17 protein-coding genes and 1 CRISPR repeat array (1 of these 18 only partly in view) are annotated in these 14733 nt (G+C 66.9%); of the genes, 11 read left to right on the top strand and 6 right to left on the bottom strand.

Features of this window, described 5'->3' with window-relative positions; translation table 11 throughout:
* Window positions 1-57: direct repeats of the CRISPR family, unit length 37 nt (it extends 638 nt beyond the left edge of the window).
* 280 nt (window positions 58-337) lie between these two features.
* From HCJ92_RS00470 to HCJ92_RS00455, 4 genes are all read right to left on the bottom strand, one after another.
* On the bottom strand, window positions 338-958 hold the full coding sequence (locus tag HCJ92_RS00470) for a hypothetical protein (protein ID WP_167931326.1): 621 nt from the start codon (window positions 956-958) through the stop codon (window positions 338-340).
* On the bottom strand, window positions 955-2157 hold the full coding sequence (locus tag HCJ92_RS00465) for an MAB_1171c family putative transporter (protein ID WP_167931325.1): 1203 nt from the start codon (window positions 2155-2157) through the stop codon (window positions 955-957). Before HCJ92_RS00465 ends, HCJ92_RS00470 begins: the two co-directional genes overlap by 4 nt.
* A gap of 6 nt (window positions 2158-2163) precedes the next feature.
* Window positions 2164-2487 (bottom strand): M48 family metalloprotease, encoded by a 324-nt coding sequence (locus tag HCJ92_RS00460; RefSeq protein ID WP_167931324.1) that lies wholly within the window; start codon window positions 2485-2487, stop codon window positions 2164-2166.
* Between the two features lie 112 nt (window positions 2488-2599).
* Window positions 2600-2758, bottom strand: a complete 159-nt coding sequence (locus HCJ92_RS00455; RefSeq protein WP_167931323.1) for a hypothetical protein — start codon at window positions 2756-2758, stop codon at window positions 2600-2602.
* Between the two features lie 823 nt (window positions 2759-3581).
* Between HCJ92_RS00455 and HCJ92_RS00450 the strand changes: the two genes are divergently transcribed.
* Window positions 3582-3932, top strand: coding sequence for a Scr1 family TA system antitoxin-like transcriptional regulator (locus HCJ92_RS00450; RefSeq protein ID WP_167931322.1), 351 nt, complete (start codon window positions 3582-3584; stop codon window positions 3930-3932).
* A gap of 572 nt (window positions 3933-4504) precedes the next feature.
* Here the strand turns inward: HCJ92_RS00450 and HCJ92_RS00445 are convergent.
* The gene (locus HCJ92_RS00445) at window positions 4505-5929 is read right to left on the bottom strand and encodes an MFS transporter (RefSeq protein WP_338053936.1); all 1425 of its coding nucleotides are present in this window, start codon (window positions 5927-5929) and stop codon (window positions 4505-4507) included.
* 577 nt (window positions 5930-6506) lie between these two features.
* Here HCJ92_RS00445 and HCJ92_RS00440 point away from each other — a divergent pair.
* Together HCJ92_RS00440 and HCJ92_RS00435 are read left to right on the top strand one after the other, a co-directional pair.
* Window positions 6507-7721, top strand: a complete 1215-nt coding sequence (locus HCJ92_RS00440; protein ID WP_420824653.1) for a tyrosine-type recombinase/integrase — start codon at window positions 6507-6509, stop codon at window positions 7719-7721.
* Window positions 7722-8519: 798 nt separating this feature from the next.
* Window positions 8520-9329, top strand: a complete 810-nt coding sequence (locus HCJ92_RS00435) for a hypothetical protein (protein WP_167931320.1) — start codon at window positions 8520-8522, stop codon at window positions 9327-9329.
* Between the two features lie 512 nt (window positions 9330-9841).
* Here the strand turns inward: HCJ92_RS00435 and HCJ92_RS00430 are convergent.
* On the bottom strand, window positions 9842-10306 hold the full coding sequence (locus tag HCJ92_RS00430) for an NUDIX hydrolase (protein ID WP_167931319.1): 465 nt from the start codon (window positions 10304-10306) through the stop codon (window positions 9842-9844).
* Window positions 10307-10323: 17 nt separating this feature from the next.
* Between HCJ92_RS00430 and HCJ92_RS00425 the strand changes: the two genes are divergently transcribed.
* The 8 genes from HCJ92_RS00425 to HCJ92_RS00390 all read left to right on the top strand — a co-directional run bounded on the left by HCJ92_RS00425 (window position 10324) and on the right by HCJ92_RS00390 (window position 14707).
* Window positions 10324-11103 carry a GntR family transcriptional regulator gene (locus HCJ92_RS00425; protein WP_167931318.1) on the top strand — a complete coding sequence of 260 codons (780 nt, stop codon included), beginning with the start codon at window positions 10324-10326 and terminating at the stop codon, window positions 11101-11103.
* 131 nt (window positions 11104-11234) lie between these two features.
* Window positions 11235-11564, top strand: a complete 330-nt coding sequence (locus tag HCJ92_RS00420) for an SCO3933 family regulatory protein (RefSeq protein ID WP_167931317.1) — start codon at window positions 11235-11237, stop codon at window positions 11562-11564.
* A 3-nt stretch (window positions 11565-11567) separates the two neighbouring features.
* On the top strand, window positions 11568-12920 hold the full coding sequence (locus HCJ92_RS00415) for an FtsK/SpoIIIE domain-containing protein (RefSeq protein ID WP_338053934.1): 1353 nt from the start codon (window positions 11568-11570) through the stop codon (window positions 12918-12920).
* A gap of 74 nt (window positions 12921-12994) precedes the next feature.
* Window positions 12995-13171, top strand: coding sequence for a hypothetical protein (locus HCJ92_RS00410; RefSeq protein ID WP_167931316.1), 177 nt, complete (start codon window positions 12995-12997; stop codon window positions 13169-13171).
* A gap of 38 nt (window positions 13172-13209) precedes the next feature.
* Window positions 13210-13920: a DUF2637 domain-containing protein gene (locus HCJ92_RS00405; protein WP_167931315.1), complete on the top strand. Its 711-nt coding sequence runs from the start codon at window positions 13210-13212 to the stop codon at window positions 13918-13920.
* Window positions 13921-13932: 12 nt separating this feature from the next.
* A complete protein-coding gene (locus HCJ92_RS00400; RefSeq protein WP_167931314.1) occupies window positions 13933-14118 on the top strand; it encodes a mobile element transfer protein in 186 nt (61 codons plus the stop codon).
* A gap of 20 nt (window positions 14119-14138) precedes the next feature.
* Window positions 14139-14453 carry a SpdD-like protein gene (locus tag HCJ92_RS00395; RefSeq protein ID WP_167931313.1) on the top strand — a complete coding sequence of 105 codons (315 nt, stop codon included), beginning with the start codon at window positions 14139-14141 and terminating at the stop codon, window positions 14451-14453.
* A gap of 14 nt (window positions 14454-14467) precedes the next feature.
* Window positions 14468-14707, top strand: coding sequence for a hypothetical protein (locus tag HCJ92_RS00390; RefSeq protein WP_167931312.1), 240 nt, complete (start codon window positions 14468-14470; stop codon window positions 14705-14707).
* Window positions 14708-14733 lie beyond the last annotated feature (26 nt).

The raw sequence follows: 14733 nt of genomic DNA, 5'->3' as shown, positions 1-14733 counted from the left end.
CGCTCGGGGTCGAAGACGGTGTGGCGACCGCCCTCCGGGGTGGTCGAAGATCGCGATGATGCGCTGATCTCCGTGATGACGGGGCGGGGGCGGTCTCCGCAAGGTGGCCTGCGGCACGAGTGCGACAGGCGGCACGGCCGATGCCCCGGCGGCGGAGATGTCCACCGCCGGGGCCATGCCATTCCTCGACGCGAGCGCACCGGTGGGGACCGTCCGGGGTAGTGGGGTCATCTCGGAGCGCCTCGGCCCCATCACAGTCCAGTGAACTCGGCCGGCCCCGGGCGAGTCCAGCGGAATGGTTTGCAGCAGGGCCGGGCGACAGGCGCCAGGGCGCCTGTCAACGGAGCAGGATGAAGACCAAGGCGGACACCGCTCCTAGCGCAGTGCCGCATAGGAGCTGGGCGACAGTGTGTGCCTTGAGGACGCGGCGCGACCATCCGACGAGCGGCACGAGGAGAACTGCCGGGAGCGCAGGCGCGCCGAACACCAGCACGAGGATCATGACCGAGCCGCCGGCCACGGCGTTGTGAACGGAGATCTGCCACCGGACGGTGACCGCGAGGGTGCAGGCCAAGCCTGTGAGCATGGCGACAACCAGCGCCGTGACATCGACGGGGGCGCCTGTTGCAAGGAGCAGCACGACTCCGGATGTCACCGACAGCACGCTTGCCGCAAGGGGCACCAGGCGTTGCCTTCGGACGCGGATGTGTTTGTCTGTCACGCGCCCGCTACGGACGGCGAGATGCACGAAACATGCAGGTACGACGCCGCAGAAGAGCGCTGCTATCAGCCCCCACCCGAGTCCGCTGTTTCCGGGCGTGCTGTGCCATCCGACGAGAAGCAGCAGGCAGATCACGAGGTGCGCGGGGGCCAAGACGTCTGTGATGATCTTCGCCGCACGAACCCGGGAAGATGCTTGTGCGTACGTCGGTGGGGGTGGGGCCGAGAAGTTGCTCATGGTGGCTCCGGAGCGCGGGTCTCAGCGTCGGCCGAGGCGGCAAGGAAGTCGTGGGTGAGATCGGAGAAGTACGCAGCGGACAGCTGTTCGAGGGCGCGGCTTTCGCTGGGAAGATCGCGCCCGCCGCCGGACGGTTCATTTGGTTGGGGCTGACCGATATCACCGCGCAGACACGCGGCACGGGCCGATGCGAGCCGGCAGGCTTCGGCGGCGGTCTCAGCCTGTGTTCCGATCAGGCCCGCGGCGGTGACATGTGCGTAAGCAGATCGCCGAATGCACGGTGAGGCGTAGTCGTTGAGAACAAGACTGGCGTCGCGAATCTCCATGGTTCGCCGGTACAGCCTCTCACCGGGGCACCGCGGGTCCAACCGCTCGACGACGGGGTGCCGCAGGGAGTGGAGGCGAACCGCAGGGACCGCGTCGGTGAGCTCGCGCCACAGGGGACGCAAGCGCAGCAACGCCAACCGGTTCCGGCGCCACGCACCCGCCTTGTCGAGAAGCGGCAGCGAGGTGCCGCTGATGATCAGCAGAAGGGCTGCGAGAAGAAGGCCTGTGGCCAGTACGTCCTCCTGGTTCCGAGGCAGTATGCCTTCGCCGACCAACTGAGCCGTCAGAACCGCGACCCGCACCACTGCATAGCCGACCCCGGCAGCCAAGCCGATCCCGACCAGACGCAGGCCCCAGCCGAGCACGCCGTTCCCGGATGCACGACCCCAACGCCAGCACACACGCATGCCGGCGATCAGCACGTAGCTGAGGTATCCGAGGAAAATCACCGTATATCCCAGGAGAGCCAGGTGGGCAGCGGTGTCCTGGTAGATGACCGAGGTCCTGTACGGCTGAAGTTTTGCGAAGAACAGCGCCGCCATCGCCACCGCGGTCGAAGCCGGGAGTGCGTACCACGTCACCCCTCTCGACCGTCTGGCTTGACCTGGACCCGCGACCTCACGCAGGAAGGCTGATACCGCGGCCGCGGCCAGAACGCCACCGAAGAGGTGTTTCAAGAGGTATGAGAGGTCCTCAATTCCGGTCGCCCGATCAAGGACGCCTCCGAGGGGAAGCCGCAACGTCATCATCACAGCCAGCCCGGAGAACGCCCACGAGAGCGCCCGACTACGACCGGGGCGGTGATCCTTGGCCATCCGCCACGTCGCACTGATCCACAAAAGAGTCGTGATGGTCAACTCAACGGTGCTCACCGGGATTCACTCCCCACGCAGCGCCGTGTCGATTCGGGCAAGTTCGGGATCTTTTCGCTTCAGCGGCGGCAGCAGGGCACGGCGTGCAACGCGAGTGGCGAACTCCTCGGCCTCCCGTTCCTGGTGATTGCTGAAGCTTGCCCGACCCAGGACGCCGCGGACCGTCGCCGGGTCGATCCCGGTGAACAGGGCATCGAGGTTGGCGCCGGGACCGGTGGCGTCGCTGCCGACATGGCCATGAAGGATGTGCCCGATCTCGTGCAGGACGATGTGGTCCCGGTGGAGGGACGAACCTGCGTCGGCGGTAGTCGTATCCGCCAGGCACTTCATCCACCACAGTTACTCCCTGAAACTCTTCGAACACAGAGAGGGATGCGCGCTCACGGTGCTTCGAGCGGGATGCCGACAGGCAGGCTGCGCCTGCCAGCACCCCATATGCGCGTCAGCGGCGGCGAACCCGCAGATAGGCGATGACGCTGCGATCGGCGAGCGCGAGGGGGACCAGCGCCCAGACGAGGCTGTCCGTGCCGGACAGCACAACGACCGTCGCCATGATCGGCGTCCAGTGGGCCTGCACGGCGAGTGCGGACCACGTGCCCACGTCAATCTATGGCGGGGGCGAGATGATACTTTCGCGATGCGCCGGAAACGCCTTGAGCAGCAGGCGGCGTGCGTTCTTCACGCGATGTGCCTCTCGATGAGATGGATAGAGATGGAACCGGATCGCAGAGAGCGCGGGGGCCTCGAATTGCCGTTCGGGGTCCTCTCTGCGTTGGCCCGAAGCTAACCCACCGCGCTCGCGCTTTCCAAACCATGAAAACGGAACCATGGCTTCCGTTTTCAATAGTGTGACTGGCGACTCCCCCGACATAAGGGACTTCACTGCCTGAGGTGGTGCGGATTCGGGCGCTAGTGGCCACGACCTCGGACACTTGACGGCCGGGCACGATCAGAAATGATCGGTATTCTCGTCTCGTCGTACTGTCGCGGCGCCCCTCGACGGAGTGGTCGTGAAAACGGGGCAAGCCCCGACGGCGGCTTCGATCGTCACGGTGGTCGCAGCCGGACGTAGGCGAGGAGTCGGTCTCGCAGGGTGCTCTTGCCGGCGCCGGGTAATCCTTCCAGGGCCACGAGCACGGGGCGTCAGCTACTCGGTTCTTCGGCGGCGAGCGAGCTGATGAACTTCGCGCACCGCCCGGTGGCGACCGGCAGGGTGCCGAGGCGGCGGAGTTGTCAGCGCGGTCGTGGGCCAGCCACATGCCTTCCGCGTAGCCGTTGGTCGCCGCGGCCGTGGCCTGGCGGGGCCAGAGCCGGTCACTGGAGGAGACCCAGAAGCCGCCTCCGGTGTCGGCCTGGGCGATGACGACGCTGATGCCGGCGATCTGGCGGGGCCAGGCAAGCGGGCCGGGGGCAATGCCGTCGAGATGGCTGGTGATGTACTGGCCCGGGCCGTACGCCTGTTCCAGGTCCCCGCCGACGAGCGGGCGATCGTCGAAGGCAGCCGGGCCTGGTCCACCGCCGACGACATCGAGCGCTTCATCGCCATGCGTGCCGAGCATCACCAGGCCATGACCGAGCGCCAACCGCCCCTGAAGATATGGTCCGTGATCCCCGAAGGACTGCTGCGACAGGAGGTCGGCGGCCGGGCCGTCGCCAAGGCCCAGGTCGAGCACCTCATAGACCGGCTGAGGGGCGATCCGAACACCACGATCCAGGTCCTACCGCTGAGCGCCGGCGCGCACACGGGCATGGACGGACCGTTCATGTTGATGTAGTTCGCCACCGGCAGCGACACGTTCACCATCGAGGCGACACGCACCCGGCTCCACCCCACCGACCCCGAGTCGGTCGAGGTATACCGCACTACCAGCAACCACCTGAAACTTACTGGGCGCTCACTGCCCCAGGGTCAGGCCGGCTACGCCCGCTTTGCCAAGCGGCTGCGCCTCACCTCCGCGGCCGCTCTCTTCAACTGCACCGGCTTCCGGACCGCATCCCGCCAACGTGTTGCCTCCGCCAGATGCCGCCCGAACGCCCGCCGAGCCAGCCGTCCCGACCCCGCTCCGCCGCTCTGATCCACGGGCACTGGACAATCCAGTCCCCGCGCCCCAGAGAAAACGTGACGTTCGGGAAGGACGCCTCCCCCTGGGAACCGGCAACGCGCCCCGGGCCACGGCCGCCCACCGGAACCTCGCCATCGACGCCCTCCGCATCGCCGGAATCCGCAACCTCTCCTCCGGGCTCCCCCGCACAGCCCGCTACCAGGTGCGCTCCCTCACCCTCCTCGGCCTCGACAGACCAAAAGGGAGACGGTCGAACTACGCCGAAGCCCCGCCCGAGAAGACAGTCACCCCTCCGATCTCTGCGAAGCGGCCCGCGCCGCACTTTCCCGGCGCCTCATCCACACGGCGAGGACCGCGCTCGCTGCCAGTGCACCGAACGCGGTGAGCAATAGTGCCGTGGCCGTTGCCGCTTCGGAGCCCACGCCGCGTTCTTGGTCGGTGACGGCGCCGGCCAGCCCGACGCCGAGGCCAGCGGCCACGGTGATAATCGTCTTGGTGACCCCTGACGCCTCCCCGGCCCGTTCGGGCCGGATCACTGCTTGGGTGGCGATGAGTGTCAACGAGTTCGCCACTCCGAGCACAGCACCGCCGACGGTGGCGACGGCCAGGTATGCGGTGAGTGAGGGGGCCTGGGTGAGGCACACCAGAACCAGCGCTCCCCCGCCCAGGCAGCCCGCCATCATCCGTACTGCCGCGCGTTGCGGCACTCGACCGGCGAGTGGTCCGGCGATCGCCATTGCCACCGCGGGGAGGAGAAACGCGGTGCCCGCCAGGGCTACCGAGAGATCCCACTGCCCCTGGAGGGTCAGGGGTACGACGAACAAGAACATCACCGTGGCGGTGTTGGCCGCGGCGCCGGCCAGGGTGAGCGCCATGTACGGTCCGTTGCGGAACAGGCTGAGCTCCACTAGCGGATTGGCTGCGACCCGCTCTCGCCGCACGAAGAGAATCAGCAGGACTACCACCACGGCGGCGCCGGCCAAGGCGGCGGGCCACGGCCAGCCCGGTCCGCGGTCGATGACCACACAGAGCACGGCGAGCGCGGCCGTAGCGCCGACAAGGCCACGCCAATCGACGCTGCGCGGCGCCCCCCCGTCAAAGCTCTCAGCGGTACGGGAGGCACAGAGCACGCCAAGGACAGCGAGTGGGATGTTCAGCCAGAACACGGCTCGCCAGGACACCAGCTCGGTCAGGGCGCCACCGACGAAGGGGCCGCTCGCGGTGGCGATCCCGCCGATCCCGAGGGCCAAGCCGATAGCACGGCCCCGTAGGTCGGCCGGGTAGACGTTGGTCAGCAGGGACAACCCCACCGGCATGATCATCGCTGCGCCGGCGCCCTGCACCACCCGGGCGCTCACGAGAACGGGGAGGGTCGGGGCGAGTGCGCAGACCAGGGAGGAGGCGCCGAACAGGACAAGCCCCGCGATCAGGAGCCTTCGCCGCCCGAAGAGGTCCCCGAGCCGTCCTGCCCCCAGCATCAATGTGCCGGTCGACAACAGGTACGCGCTGATCACCCACTGGAGACCGTCTCCGCCCGCATGCAGGTCGCGCCCAATCTGCGGCAGTGCGAGATTCAGCCCGAACGCGTCGAGCTGGATGCAGAAGACGCCCACGCACATGGCCAGGAGCGCCCATCGGCGAGATGCGACCGGTGACGTCGCCCCCTCCCCGACGCCGTCTCCGAGGGCCACACTCTTGCCCACGATCACCAACTCCTCCGCATAGTCGACCTCTTGAAGGGCGCTCCCACCGCCGAAGCGGGGTCGAGCACCGGCACGAACACTGCTGGCGGGGAGATTGCAGCCGAAGAGCGCTCCAGATGATCAGGAGCCGCTGCGAGAAGGGGCAGCACCGAGGAGAGAGTCGGAGCGTAGAGGTCGCCCACGGAAGCCCGAAACGCCATACCGACGGGGCCGCGGCATGACTCACACCGGCCCTCAGCCGTCAAAGAATGGCGGGACACGATCACCGTAACTGGCCCCGGGGCCGCTGGCCAACAGCGACCGCCACTTATCTACGCGCCTGAGCCAGGAGGGCTCGGGCCCTGTCCACGCATCGGAACCGTCCCACGAAGACAGCCCCAACATCTGGGGCTCAGCCGGCGCCCGCCGTCACTCCCTCGCCCGAGGTGTCATCAGAGAAATCCATCGCCTGCACCCTCCAAGGGGGTCTCGCCCCTCCTGAGGCCATCCGCAGGCGAGCAATTACTGAGACCACCGCGTCTGCTGCGAGCGAACTTGCCACTCCCCGCTGGGTACGGCCGCATCATCGGGCTAACGTTCCGCGGTGCCGCGCAGGGCGGTGACCAGTAGCGGAAGGGAAGTTCTCTTGAAGGATCCGATACGGAAAGTGCTCCACAAGGACGGTCGCACTCGTTATCGCCTGGTGGTGGATGTCGGCACTAGCGAGGACGGCAAGCGGAAGCAGCTGACGCGCACCTTCGACACGAAGAAGCAGGCGGTCACCGAGCTTTCGCGTATCCGGCACCAGGTTCACCAAAGCACCTTCGTCGCACCGACCAAGCTGACGGTGGACGAGTGGCTCGACACCTGGCTCACCAGCGCCGTTCGCGAAGTCGAGGCAGCGACTGCCGCGAACTACGAGGATGCCCTGCGGCCGGTGCGGACCCACCTCGGTGACAAGGCTCTGCAGGCGCTCACCGAGCAGGACGTCGAGGGCCTGGTCGACTGGATGCTGACCAGTGGCCGGGTGCGGGGAGGAAAGCCCGGCACCGGCCTCGGAGTCCGGTCGGTCCGGTTGACTCTGGGCCGGCTCCGTGCAGCGCTGAACATGGCGGTGCGCCGCCAGCTCGTGCCCCGGAACGTCGCGCAGTACGTCACCATCCCCCGGAAGGCACGCGACGCCGCGCTGGAGGCGAAGGCCGAGCGGAAACCGTGGACGGAGGAGGAAGCACTCCCCTTCCTGCGGTACATCGCCGGGGACCGCCTGCACGCTCCGATGCTGCTCCTGCTCCTCGGCCTGCGCCCGGCCGAGGTATGTGGCCTTCGCTGGCAGGACGTGGATCTCAAGGCCGGGACGCTGCAGGTAGCGATGACCCGGACCAACGTCGAACGCATCGTGGTCGAGAAGGCTCCGAAGACAGCGGCGGGACGGCGAAGGCTGCTCCTCCCCCGCGTTGTCACCGAGGCCCTGGGCAGCTTCCGTACCCAGCAGGCGGAGGAGCGGCTCGCGGCTGGCGAGGCATACTCCGCCAGCGGTCGCGTCGTGGTCGACGAGCTCGGCGGGGCGGTGAAGACCGACTGGCTTCGACGCCGCTGCTACCGCCTCATGGAGACCTCCGGAGTACGGCGGGTCCGCCCCTACGACGCCCGCCACGCCGTCCTCACCTGGCTGGCCGCCTCGGGGGTACCGGACGTCGTGGTCTCCGCCTGGGCCGGACACAGCGATCTGTCCTTTACCAAACGGGTCTACGTACACCCGGACGTACAGCACCTCCAACCCGCGGTGGACCGGCTCAATGCCGTGTTCGACCAGGCCTGAGGCGGCACCGCGGACGAATGTGAGAAGTTGTGAGAGGTAGCCCTGAAACACAAAACAGGGCCCCGTCTCACATGAGTGAAACAGGGCCCTGACCTGCGATGGAGCCTTGCGCTCCTGTCGGGACGACAGGATTTGAACCTGCGACCCCTTGACCCCCAGATCGTTAGGGATGACCTTGTCGCAGGCCGGACAGCGCGTAGCCGACCACGCACCGTTCCTACGAGCTGCAGATGTTCGGCAGCGCGCACAGCGTGTGGTCCCAAGCTGGTCCCAAGGCGCGGTTCCCCTCCTGACAGGCCTCATAGCCAGACTCTCACTTGCCCGTCAAGGCGTCCGCCGCTGACTAGCGATCGGCTCGGAACACTTCGCAGCACGACAGAACCCGATGCCAATCCGTCAACCGGCAGACCCCAGTGGCTCAAAATATACCGAAACCCGCATATCAGCAGATATGCATCTTTCCTGACTCAATCAGTACCCTCACTGAGAGACTCTCTCGACTACTGACTAACCGATCTCCGCCCGCGCCACGAGACCCCATGACAGACTCTCCTCGTGACACCGAGGAAGATCGTTTATCTTGACCAAAACAAATGGGTCGAATTACTCAAAGCCGAAAGCGACGGCACCGATTCACCCACCTTGTCCGCAAGCAGGTCCCTCCATCGAGCCGTAGAATCAGGAGCTGCAGTAGTCCCAATCTCAGCCGCCCACTATCTCGAAACATGGCATCGATCAGACTGGAAATCACGGCACGCCCTAGCGCGACTAATGCGCACACTCTCAGGATTTCAGTCCATGGCACCAATTCAGCACGTAAGGCGCTGGGAAATCGAACTTGCTCTTTCCGAGTACCTCGACATGCCAATCAGCCACGAAGATGCTCGACCGACCACGGAAAGAGTCCTCGGCCGGGGCGTAAACCACGCTTTTGCGTCACCGACTGGCCGCTTGCGACTCGTGAGTAATATTGCTTCCGATACGGTTCAAGAAGGAGAAGAACTCGATCCAGAACCCGATCTTTTGAAGCTGATCGACAAGGCTCGCGCCTTGCCTGACGATGCATACGAGTGGTGGTCCCTGGCGGGGAACGAAAACGACCCCATGATCTACGAAGACTGGGAGACGCGGGGCCAGCACCGCATCGGCGACTCATTCGCACACCAAGAGAGAGCCCTCTCGGAGCACCTAGCCGCCAACCCCGAATATAAGAAGCGTCTCGATGACCTGATCGCCGCACAAGAGATCACGGAGATTTCCGAGAGCCTCCACGAGGTAGCTACAGAGTTTGACATAGATTCAAATCTAATTTACGGAAAACTGATCGAGATGGGAGGCCCCGTAGCGGTTAAGGGATTTCTGCGCGCCATGCCCGCATCTGCCACAGTCTTCGAGGCTCGCCGCCTCAAACACCGCAACACACAGTGGCCCTGGCAGCAGCACGACCACATCGACCTAGCCGCACTAGCCGTCGCGATTCCCTACGCCGATATCGTAGTGACCGAACGCCAATGGTGCCATCTCTTCAAAGTCGCTAAACTGGACAAGAAATTTCGAACGCAGGTGACGAGCCGACTCAGAGACATCCCGGAGCTGCTAATCAATTGATGATCCAGATTAAGACCTCACTCAACTACCTCCTCCTTTCCTTCTTTACCTGCTTCGACGTGCAATCGATGGTCAGGGGAGCGCAATTCCGTCCTCACGCTCGCCGCACAGCGGTCCTGCTAACTGGCGCAACGGAATCGCCAAAGTATCCCGTTGCTGCTCCGCGATAGGTCGGCGGAGGGGCTTTGGGCGGGAGCTGCCATGGGGCGAGTGATCATGGCCCTTTAAGCTGGTCCGCGAATCGGGCAGTCCTTGGACCTGCCCGCAATAGCCCGATCTTGGGCCATGATCTTCGAGGCTCGCCCCATGGTGGCTGCCTAAAGCCCTGGAGCCGACCGCCCCAGCCACCCACGTTCCCCACCACCGCGCCGCCGCACCCGCGCGGCCGGCGGACCGGGCCGGAGCGGGGCGGAGACAGGAGCGGCGGCCCGGGGGAGCCGGGCCGCGCAGCGAGCGGAGCGAGCCTTGATGAAGTAGGGAAACTTGTACCGCGTGGCCAACCGGCTTCGCCGTCAGGCAGCTACGAGGCGAACTCCGTCATGGTTCCGGACGTGCGGGCCGTCTTCGCGCAAGGCATCGAGTACCCGGACTGCGTAGGCCTCGGACATGCGCTGCGAGACCTCGTCAGCCGTCAGCCACTCGACGGCTGTTGACTCGTCGCTCAACGTCTCGCTTCCCCCTGCGGGACTACAGCGGAAGACCAGGGCGACGACGCCGCGCTTCATGTTCTTGTAGACGCCCGAGAGCTGCTCGACCTCGACCCGGATGCCGGTCTCTTCCCAGACTTCGCGTGCCACCCCGGCCTCCGGGGACTCGTCCACTTCGAGCACGCCTCCCGGAGGCTCCCACGTTCCGTTGTCGGCGCGCCGGATCACGAGGACTCGCCCGTCCTCCCGTACGACTGCACCGGCGACCGATACGGAGTGGAGCGGCGTTGACCTCGTTGATGGGCGGCTGTTACTCATGTAGAGGAGCATAGAAGGAGTCGAACTCAATGGGGACCCCCAGCACGCGGGACTCGGGCAAGCCGGTCTACTTGCAGATCGCCGACGACCTGGCGGAACAGATTCGGACCGGCACCCTGAGCGCTGGCGACAAGCTGCCGAGTGAGTCAGAGCTCATGAAGCGGTACGGCGTCGTCGCAGGAACCACTCGCCGCGCCGTCGCAGAGCTAAGGTCGCTCGACCTCGCGGAGACACACCACGGCAAGGGGACGTTCGTCAAGCGACGCCCCACCCACCAGCGCAAGGCCGCGGACCGCTTCCGCCGGTCGCATCGCAAGGCAGGCAAGGCGGCCTTCCTCGCCGAGAGCGAGCAGATGGGCTCGTCCTCCTCGGTGGAGGTGCTGCATGTGGGCAGGATGCCAGCACCTGACTCCGTGGCTGAACTGCTCGACCTCTCCCCCGCCTCGGCGGTACTCGTCCGCCGGCGCCTCTACTTCCGGGATGGCACCCCAACGGAGGAAGCGACCTCTTACCTGCCATGGGACGTCGTAAGCGACATCCCGGAGATGCACCAGGACAACCCCGGCGGCGGCGGCATCTATGCGCGCCTTGAAGACCACGGCCACACCCTCGGCTCGTTTCATGAGACCGTGCGCGCCCGTCTCGCCAGCAAAGAAGAGCGTGGACGACTCAAGCTCAGCCCCGGCGCCCCGATCCTGCACCTGACCCGAGTTGCGAAGACCGAGGAAGGGCAGGCGGTCGAGGTGTGCGACACCGTCATGGCCGCTGACCTGTGGTCTCTCGACTACATCGTGCCCGCCGAGGACTGAGCCGCTGCCGCTTCGGCCAAAGCCGCAAGTCTCCCTTCAACGAGAGGACTTGACTCATGTACATGAGTCGGGCACTCTCGAATCAGCACTCATGCACATGAGTGCTCGTGCACACAACTGAGGAGACAGCTATGCGTCAGATCCCGGTGGACACCAGCGGCGCGATGGTCGTGCTGGCCCAGGCGCCGCAGATCAAGATCGCGAACCGGCAGACGGGTGAGATCGCTCTGGATCGTGAGACGAACGCGAAGCTGATGACGGCGGACGTGCTGTTCGTCCGGGACGGGAACGCGGAACTGGTGACCGTCACGGTCCCGGAGACGGGGGTCTCGGGTGAGCTGGACTCGGGTGCTCGGGTGTCGCTGACGGGGTTGATCGCGCGGCCGTGGGAGAACGAGTTCAACGGCCAGAAGCGCCACGGGATCGCGTTCCGGGCCGTTGCGATCACGCAGGCTGTGTGAGTCGTGCTCGGCTTGGTGCTCGTCCTGGTCCTGGTTGCCGCGCTGGTTGCCCTGCGGTGGGTGCGTCCGGCGTGGTGGTGGCTCACCGTCGGGTGGGTGCTGGCGGTGGTGCGGGTGCTGCGTCGGTGGTCGTCGGTGATGGACGCGTGCGGGCTGGTGGAAGACCCCTCGCGGATGCGGCTGGCGGTGGCCCGGTGGGTACATCGGCCTCTTCCCTCTCCGCGGGTTCCTCGGCTGGTCCGGTTACGGGTCACTTCGACGGGGCTGGTGGTTCGGGTCCGGTTGCTGCCGGGGCAGGATGCCTACGACTTCCGGTCGGCCGCTGATCGGTTGCGGCACTCTTTCGCGATGCAGCAGGTGACCTGCCGGGAAGTGCGGGCGGGGCTGGTGGAGTTGCGGATGACCGGGTTCGATGTGCTGGCCCGAGTCCGGATGAGCGAGGTTGCCGGCACCTCTGGGGATGGTCTGCGGCTGCCTGTCGCGGTGGTCGAGGACGGCTCGACGCATTGGCGGGACTACCGCCGTATCCCTCACGCGCTGACGATCGGCGCGACGCAGTCGGGGAAGTCGGTCTACCAGCGGCGCCTGGTCAAGCTCCTCGCGCCGCTGCCGGTCGCTCTGGTCGGGATCGACTGCAAGGAAGGCGTCGAACTTGCCCCCTACGCGCCCCGCCTGTCCGCCTTGGTCTCCACTCCCGAGGACGCTCTTGGCCTGTTGAACGGGTTGCTGGAGCGGATGGAGGCGGTCTACCAGCTCATCCGGCGCGAGCAGCGCATCAGCGCCGACACCGCGGCGGCTGAGATCACTTCCGATATCTGGGGTCTGCCCGCAGGGCTGCGGCCGACTCCGGTGGTGGTGATCGTGGATGAGGTCGCCGAACTGGCCCTGGTCGCCTCGAAAGCCGAGGAGAAGCGCCGCGATGCGATCATCACCGCTCTGGTTCGGCTGGCTCAGCTCGGCCGCGCCGCGGGCATCTACTTGGAGGTGTGCGGGCAGCGCTTCGGCGCCGATCTTGGCTCCGGCATTACGATGCTGCGCGCTCAGCTCTCCGCCCGGACCGTGCACCGCGTCAACGATGAGGGCACCGCGAAGATGGCGCTCTCCGACGCCGCCCCTGATGCTGTTGCTGCGGCTGTCCGCATCTCCCCGGACCGGCCCGGGGTCGCCGTCGCCGCGACCGCTGCCGGTGGCTGGTCCCTGATCCGCACCCCGCACACCACGATGCGCGAAGCGGTCAGCGCCTGCGCCGAGCACGCCGCGGCCACACCCCGCATCAACGAGATCGCCGCTTGGCAGCCCTCGCCCTCGGTCTCCCTGAACAAGGCACCGATGCGGCCCGCGGCCACCCCCGCGTAACCCCTCCTCTTCGAACGCTCCGGCCCCGCCATGGGCCGCCTCCCTACCCCTCCCATGACGAAAAGAGGCCCGCCATGCCCCGCAAGAAGAACCCGCCCGCGCCCCCGCCGAACGACACGACCCAGCACAACTGCGGCGACTGCAAGGACGGCACCGTCACCACGACCGTCCTGGTCGGCCGGTCCCGCCGGAAGGTCGGCGAGCAGACCTCGCTGTGCCTGTCCTGCCTCGGCACCGGCAACCCCACCTGACCCCGCCCAACCGCCGCACAACGGAAGGAGAGATGGCCGTGCGCGAGTACCTGGCCCGGATCGACGCCGTATTGATCCAAGCCGTCATCGCCGGTGCGCTGTCCTTCGCCCACCTCCACGAGATCGCCGAGGCAGCCGGACAGACCGGCTGGAAAGCCTGGGCCTACCCCATCTCCGTTGACCTCCTGCTAGTCGCCGCTTGGCGCCGCATTCACATCCAGCGCGAAGCGGGCCACTCGGCCGCTCTGCCCTGGCTGTGGTTCGTCATCGCCCTCGCGGCATCGCTCGGCGCCAACATCGGCACCGCCGGAATGATCAACCTGGACGACGTGCCCCAGTGGCTGTCGATCCTCGTCGCCGGATGGCCAGCGCTCGCCTTCTTCGGCGGAACCCTCCTCGCCCACACCCCGGCCCGACCCGAGGCAACCGAGGACACCCCGCCCATCGAAGTCGAGCAACTGCCGGCAGAAACCCCGGCCCAACCGACCGACCCCCGGCCCGAACTCACCGCGGCCAACCACACCGAACCCGAACCGGCCCCGCCGCCCCCGGACACCACCCCCGAACCCGATCCGGCTCCGGCTCCGGCTCCGGCGGTGAGCGTCCCGCCCGGCCTGGTAGCTCACGCCCAGCAGATCGCCGACTCCCACCGGCAGACCACCGGCACCTCGATCGATCCCGACACGCTCTCGGCCCGGCTGAACCTGCCCGCACCGATGATCCACGCCATCACCGCCCAACTCACCTGACAGGAGAACCTCATGACCGCCTTCCGCCGCCTGCGCTCGATCGGCCCCGTGGAGATCGCCACCGGAGTCAACCGCCGCACCAACAAGCGCGGCTACCTCGCCTCCTGCACCGCCAACGCCTGCGGCTGGTCCGCGACCTTCGACACCGAGGACGCCGCCGACCTCGCCGCACGACACCACAAGTGCACCGCCCGCTGACACCCACCGGAGCGTCTTCGATGACTCACCACGACCGAACCCCGCGGCTCCCCGACGCCATCCACCACGGCCAGATCTGCGGCTGCGACCACCCCGCCGTTCCCCCGGCGCCGATCGGCCGCCCGCAGATCCAGATCTCCACCGGCGGCATCCTCGCCATCACCGTCGGCGGAACGGTCCTGGTCGTCGCGGTCGGCGTCATCCTCACCTCCCTCCTGCTGGCCGTGGCGATCGTCGCCGGTTCCCTCGCCGTCATCGCCCTCGCCCTGGCCATCACCGCCCGCACCCTCACCACCCAGCAGCCGAACACCGACCACCACCGCAACCAGCGCTGAAAGGAACCGACCCCATGGGCTTCTTCCGCAAGAACACCGACAACGGCCCCTCCAACCCGGAGATGGCCGAACTGGGCCGCGAGTTCGCCATCGCCAAGCGCCACGGCGACCGCCGCAAGGTCCGCGAGATCAACCGCACCCTCGCCGACAACGGCATGACCGACACCGACCGCGACTCCTTCGACCACGGCCGCGCCGGATACGACAACCTCCCGGCCGTCCCCGGCAGCAAGCGCCGCAACCGCCGCCGCTGACCCTCGACACCCGGCGCCACCGATAC

This window comes from Streptomyces spiramenti (genome assembly GCF_012034385.1).
GTDB classification, from domain to species: domain Bacteria; phylum Actinomycetota; class Actinomycetes; order Streptomycetales; family Streptomycetaceae; genus Streptomyces; species Streptomyces spiramenti.
The sequence above is the reverse complement of the archived record's forward strand: the minus strand, read 5'-3'. Positions and strand labels throughout refer to the sequence as shown.

Bases quoted from the DNA above. Each gene is read 5' to 3' on its own strand.
- HCJ92_RS00470 (WP_167931326.1), bottom strand. From the start codon at position 958: ATGAGCAACTTCTCGGCCCCACCCCCACCGACGTACGCACAAGCATCT.
- HCJ92_RS00460 (WP_167931324.1), bottom strand. From the start codon at position 2,487: ATGAAGTGCCTGGCGGATACGACTACCGCCGACGCAGGTTCGTCCCTC.
- HCJ92_RS00450 (WP_167931322.1), top strand. From the start codon at position 3,582: ATGGCTGGTGATGTACTGGCCCGGGCCGTACGCCTGTTCCAGGTCCCC.
- HCJ92_RS00435 (WP_167931320.1), top strand. From the start codon at position 8,520: ATGGCACCAATTCAGCACGTAAGGCGCTGGGAAATCGAACTTGCTCTT.
- HCJ92_RS00430 (WP_167931319.1), bottom strand. From the start codon at position 10,306: ATGCTCCTCTACATGAGTAACAGCCGCCCATCAACGAGGTCAACGCCG.
- HCJ92_RS00425 (WP_167931318.1), top strand. From the start codon at position 10,324: ATGGGGACCCCCAGCACGCGGGACTCGGGCAAGCCGGTCTACTTGCAG.
- HCJ92_RS00420 (WP_167931317.1), top strand. From the start codon at position 11,235: ATGCGTCAGATCCCGGTGGACACCAGCGGCGCGATGGTCGTGCTGGCC.
- HCJ92_RS00410 (WP_167931316.1), top strand. From the start codon at position 12,995: ATGCCCCGCAAGAAGAACCCGCCCGCGCCCCCGCCGAACGACACGACC.
- HCJ92_RS00400 (WP_167931314.1), top strand. From the start codon at position 13,933: ATGACCGCCTTCCGCCGCCTGCGCTCGATCGGCCCCGTGGAGATCGCC.
- HCJ92_RS00395 (WP_167931313.1), top strand. From the start codon at position 14,139: ATGACTCACCACGACCGAACCCCGCGGCTCCCCGACGCCATCCACCAC.
- HCJ92_RS00390 (WP_167931312.1), top strand. From the start codon at position 14,468: ATGGGCTTCTTCCGCAAGAACACCGACAACGGCCCCTCCAACCCGGAG.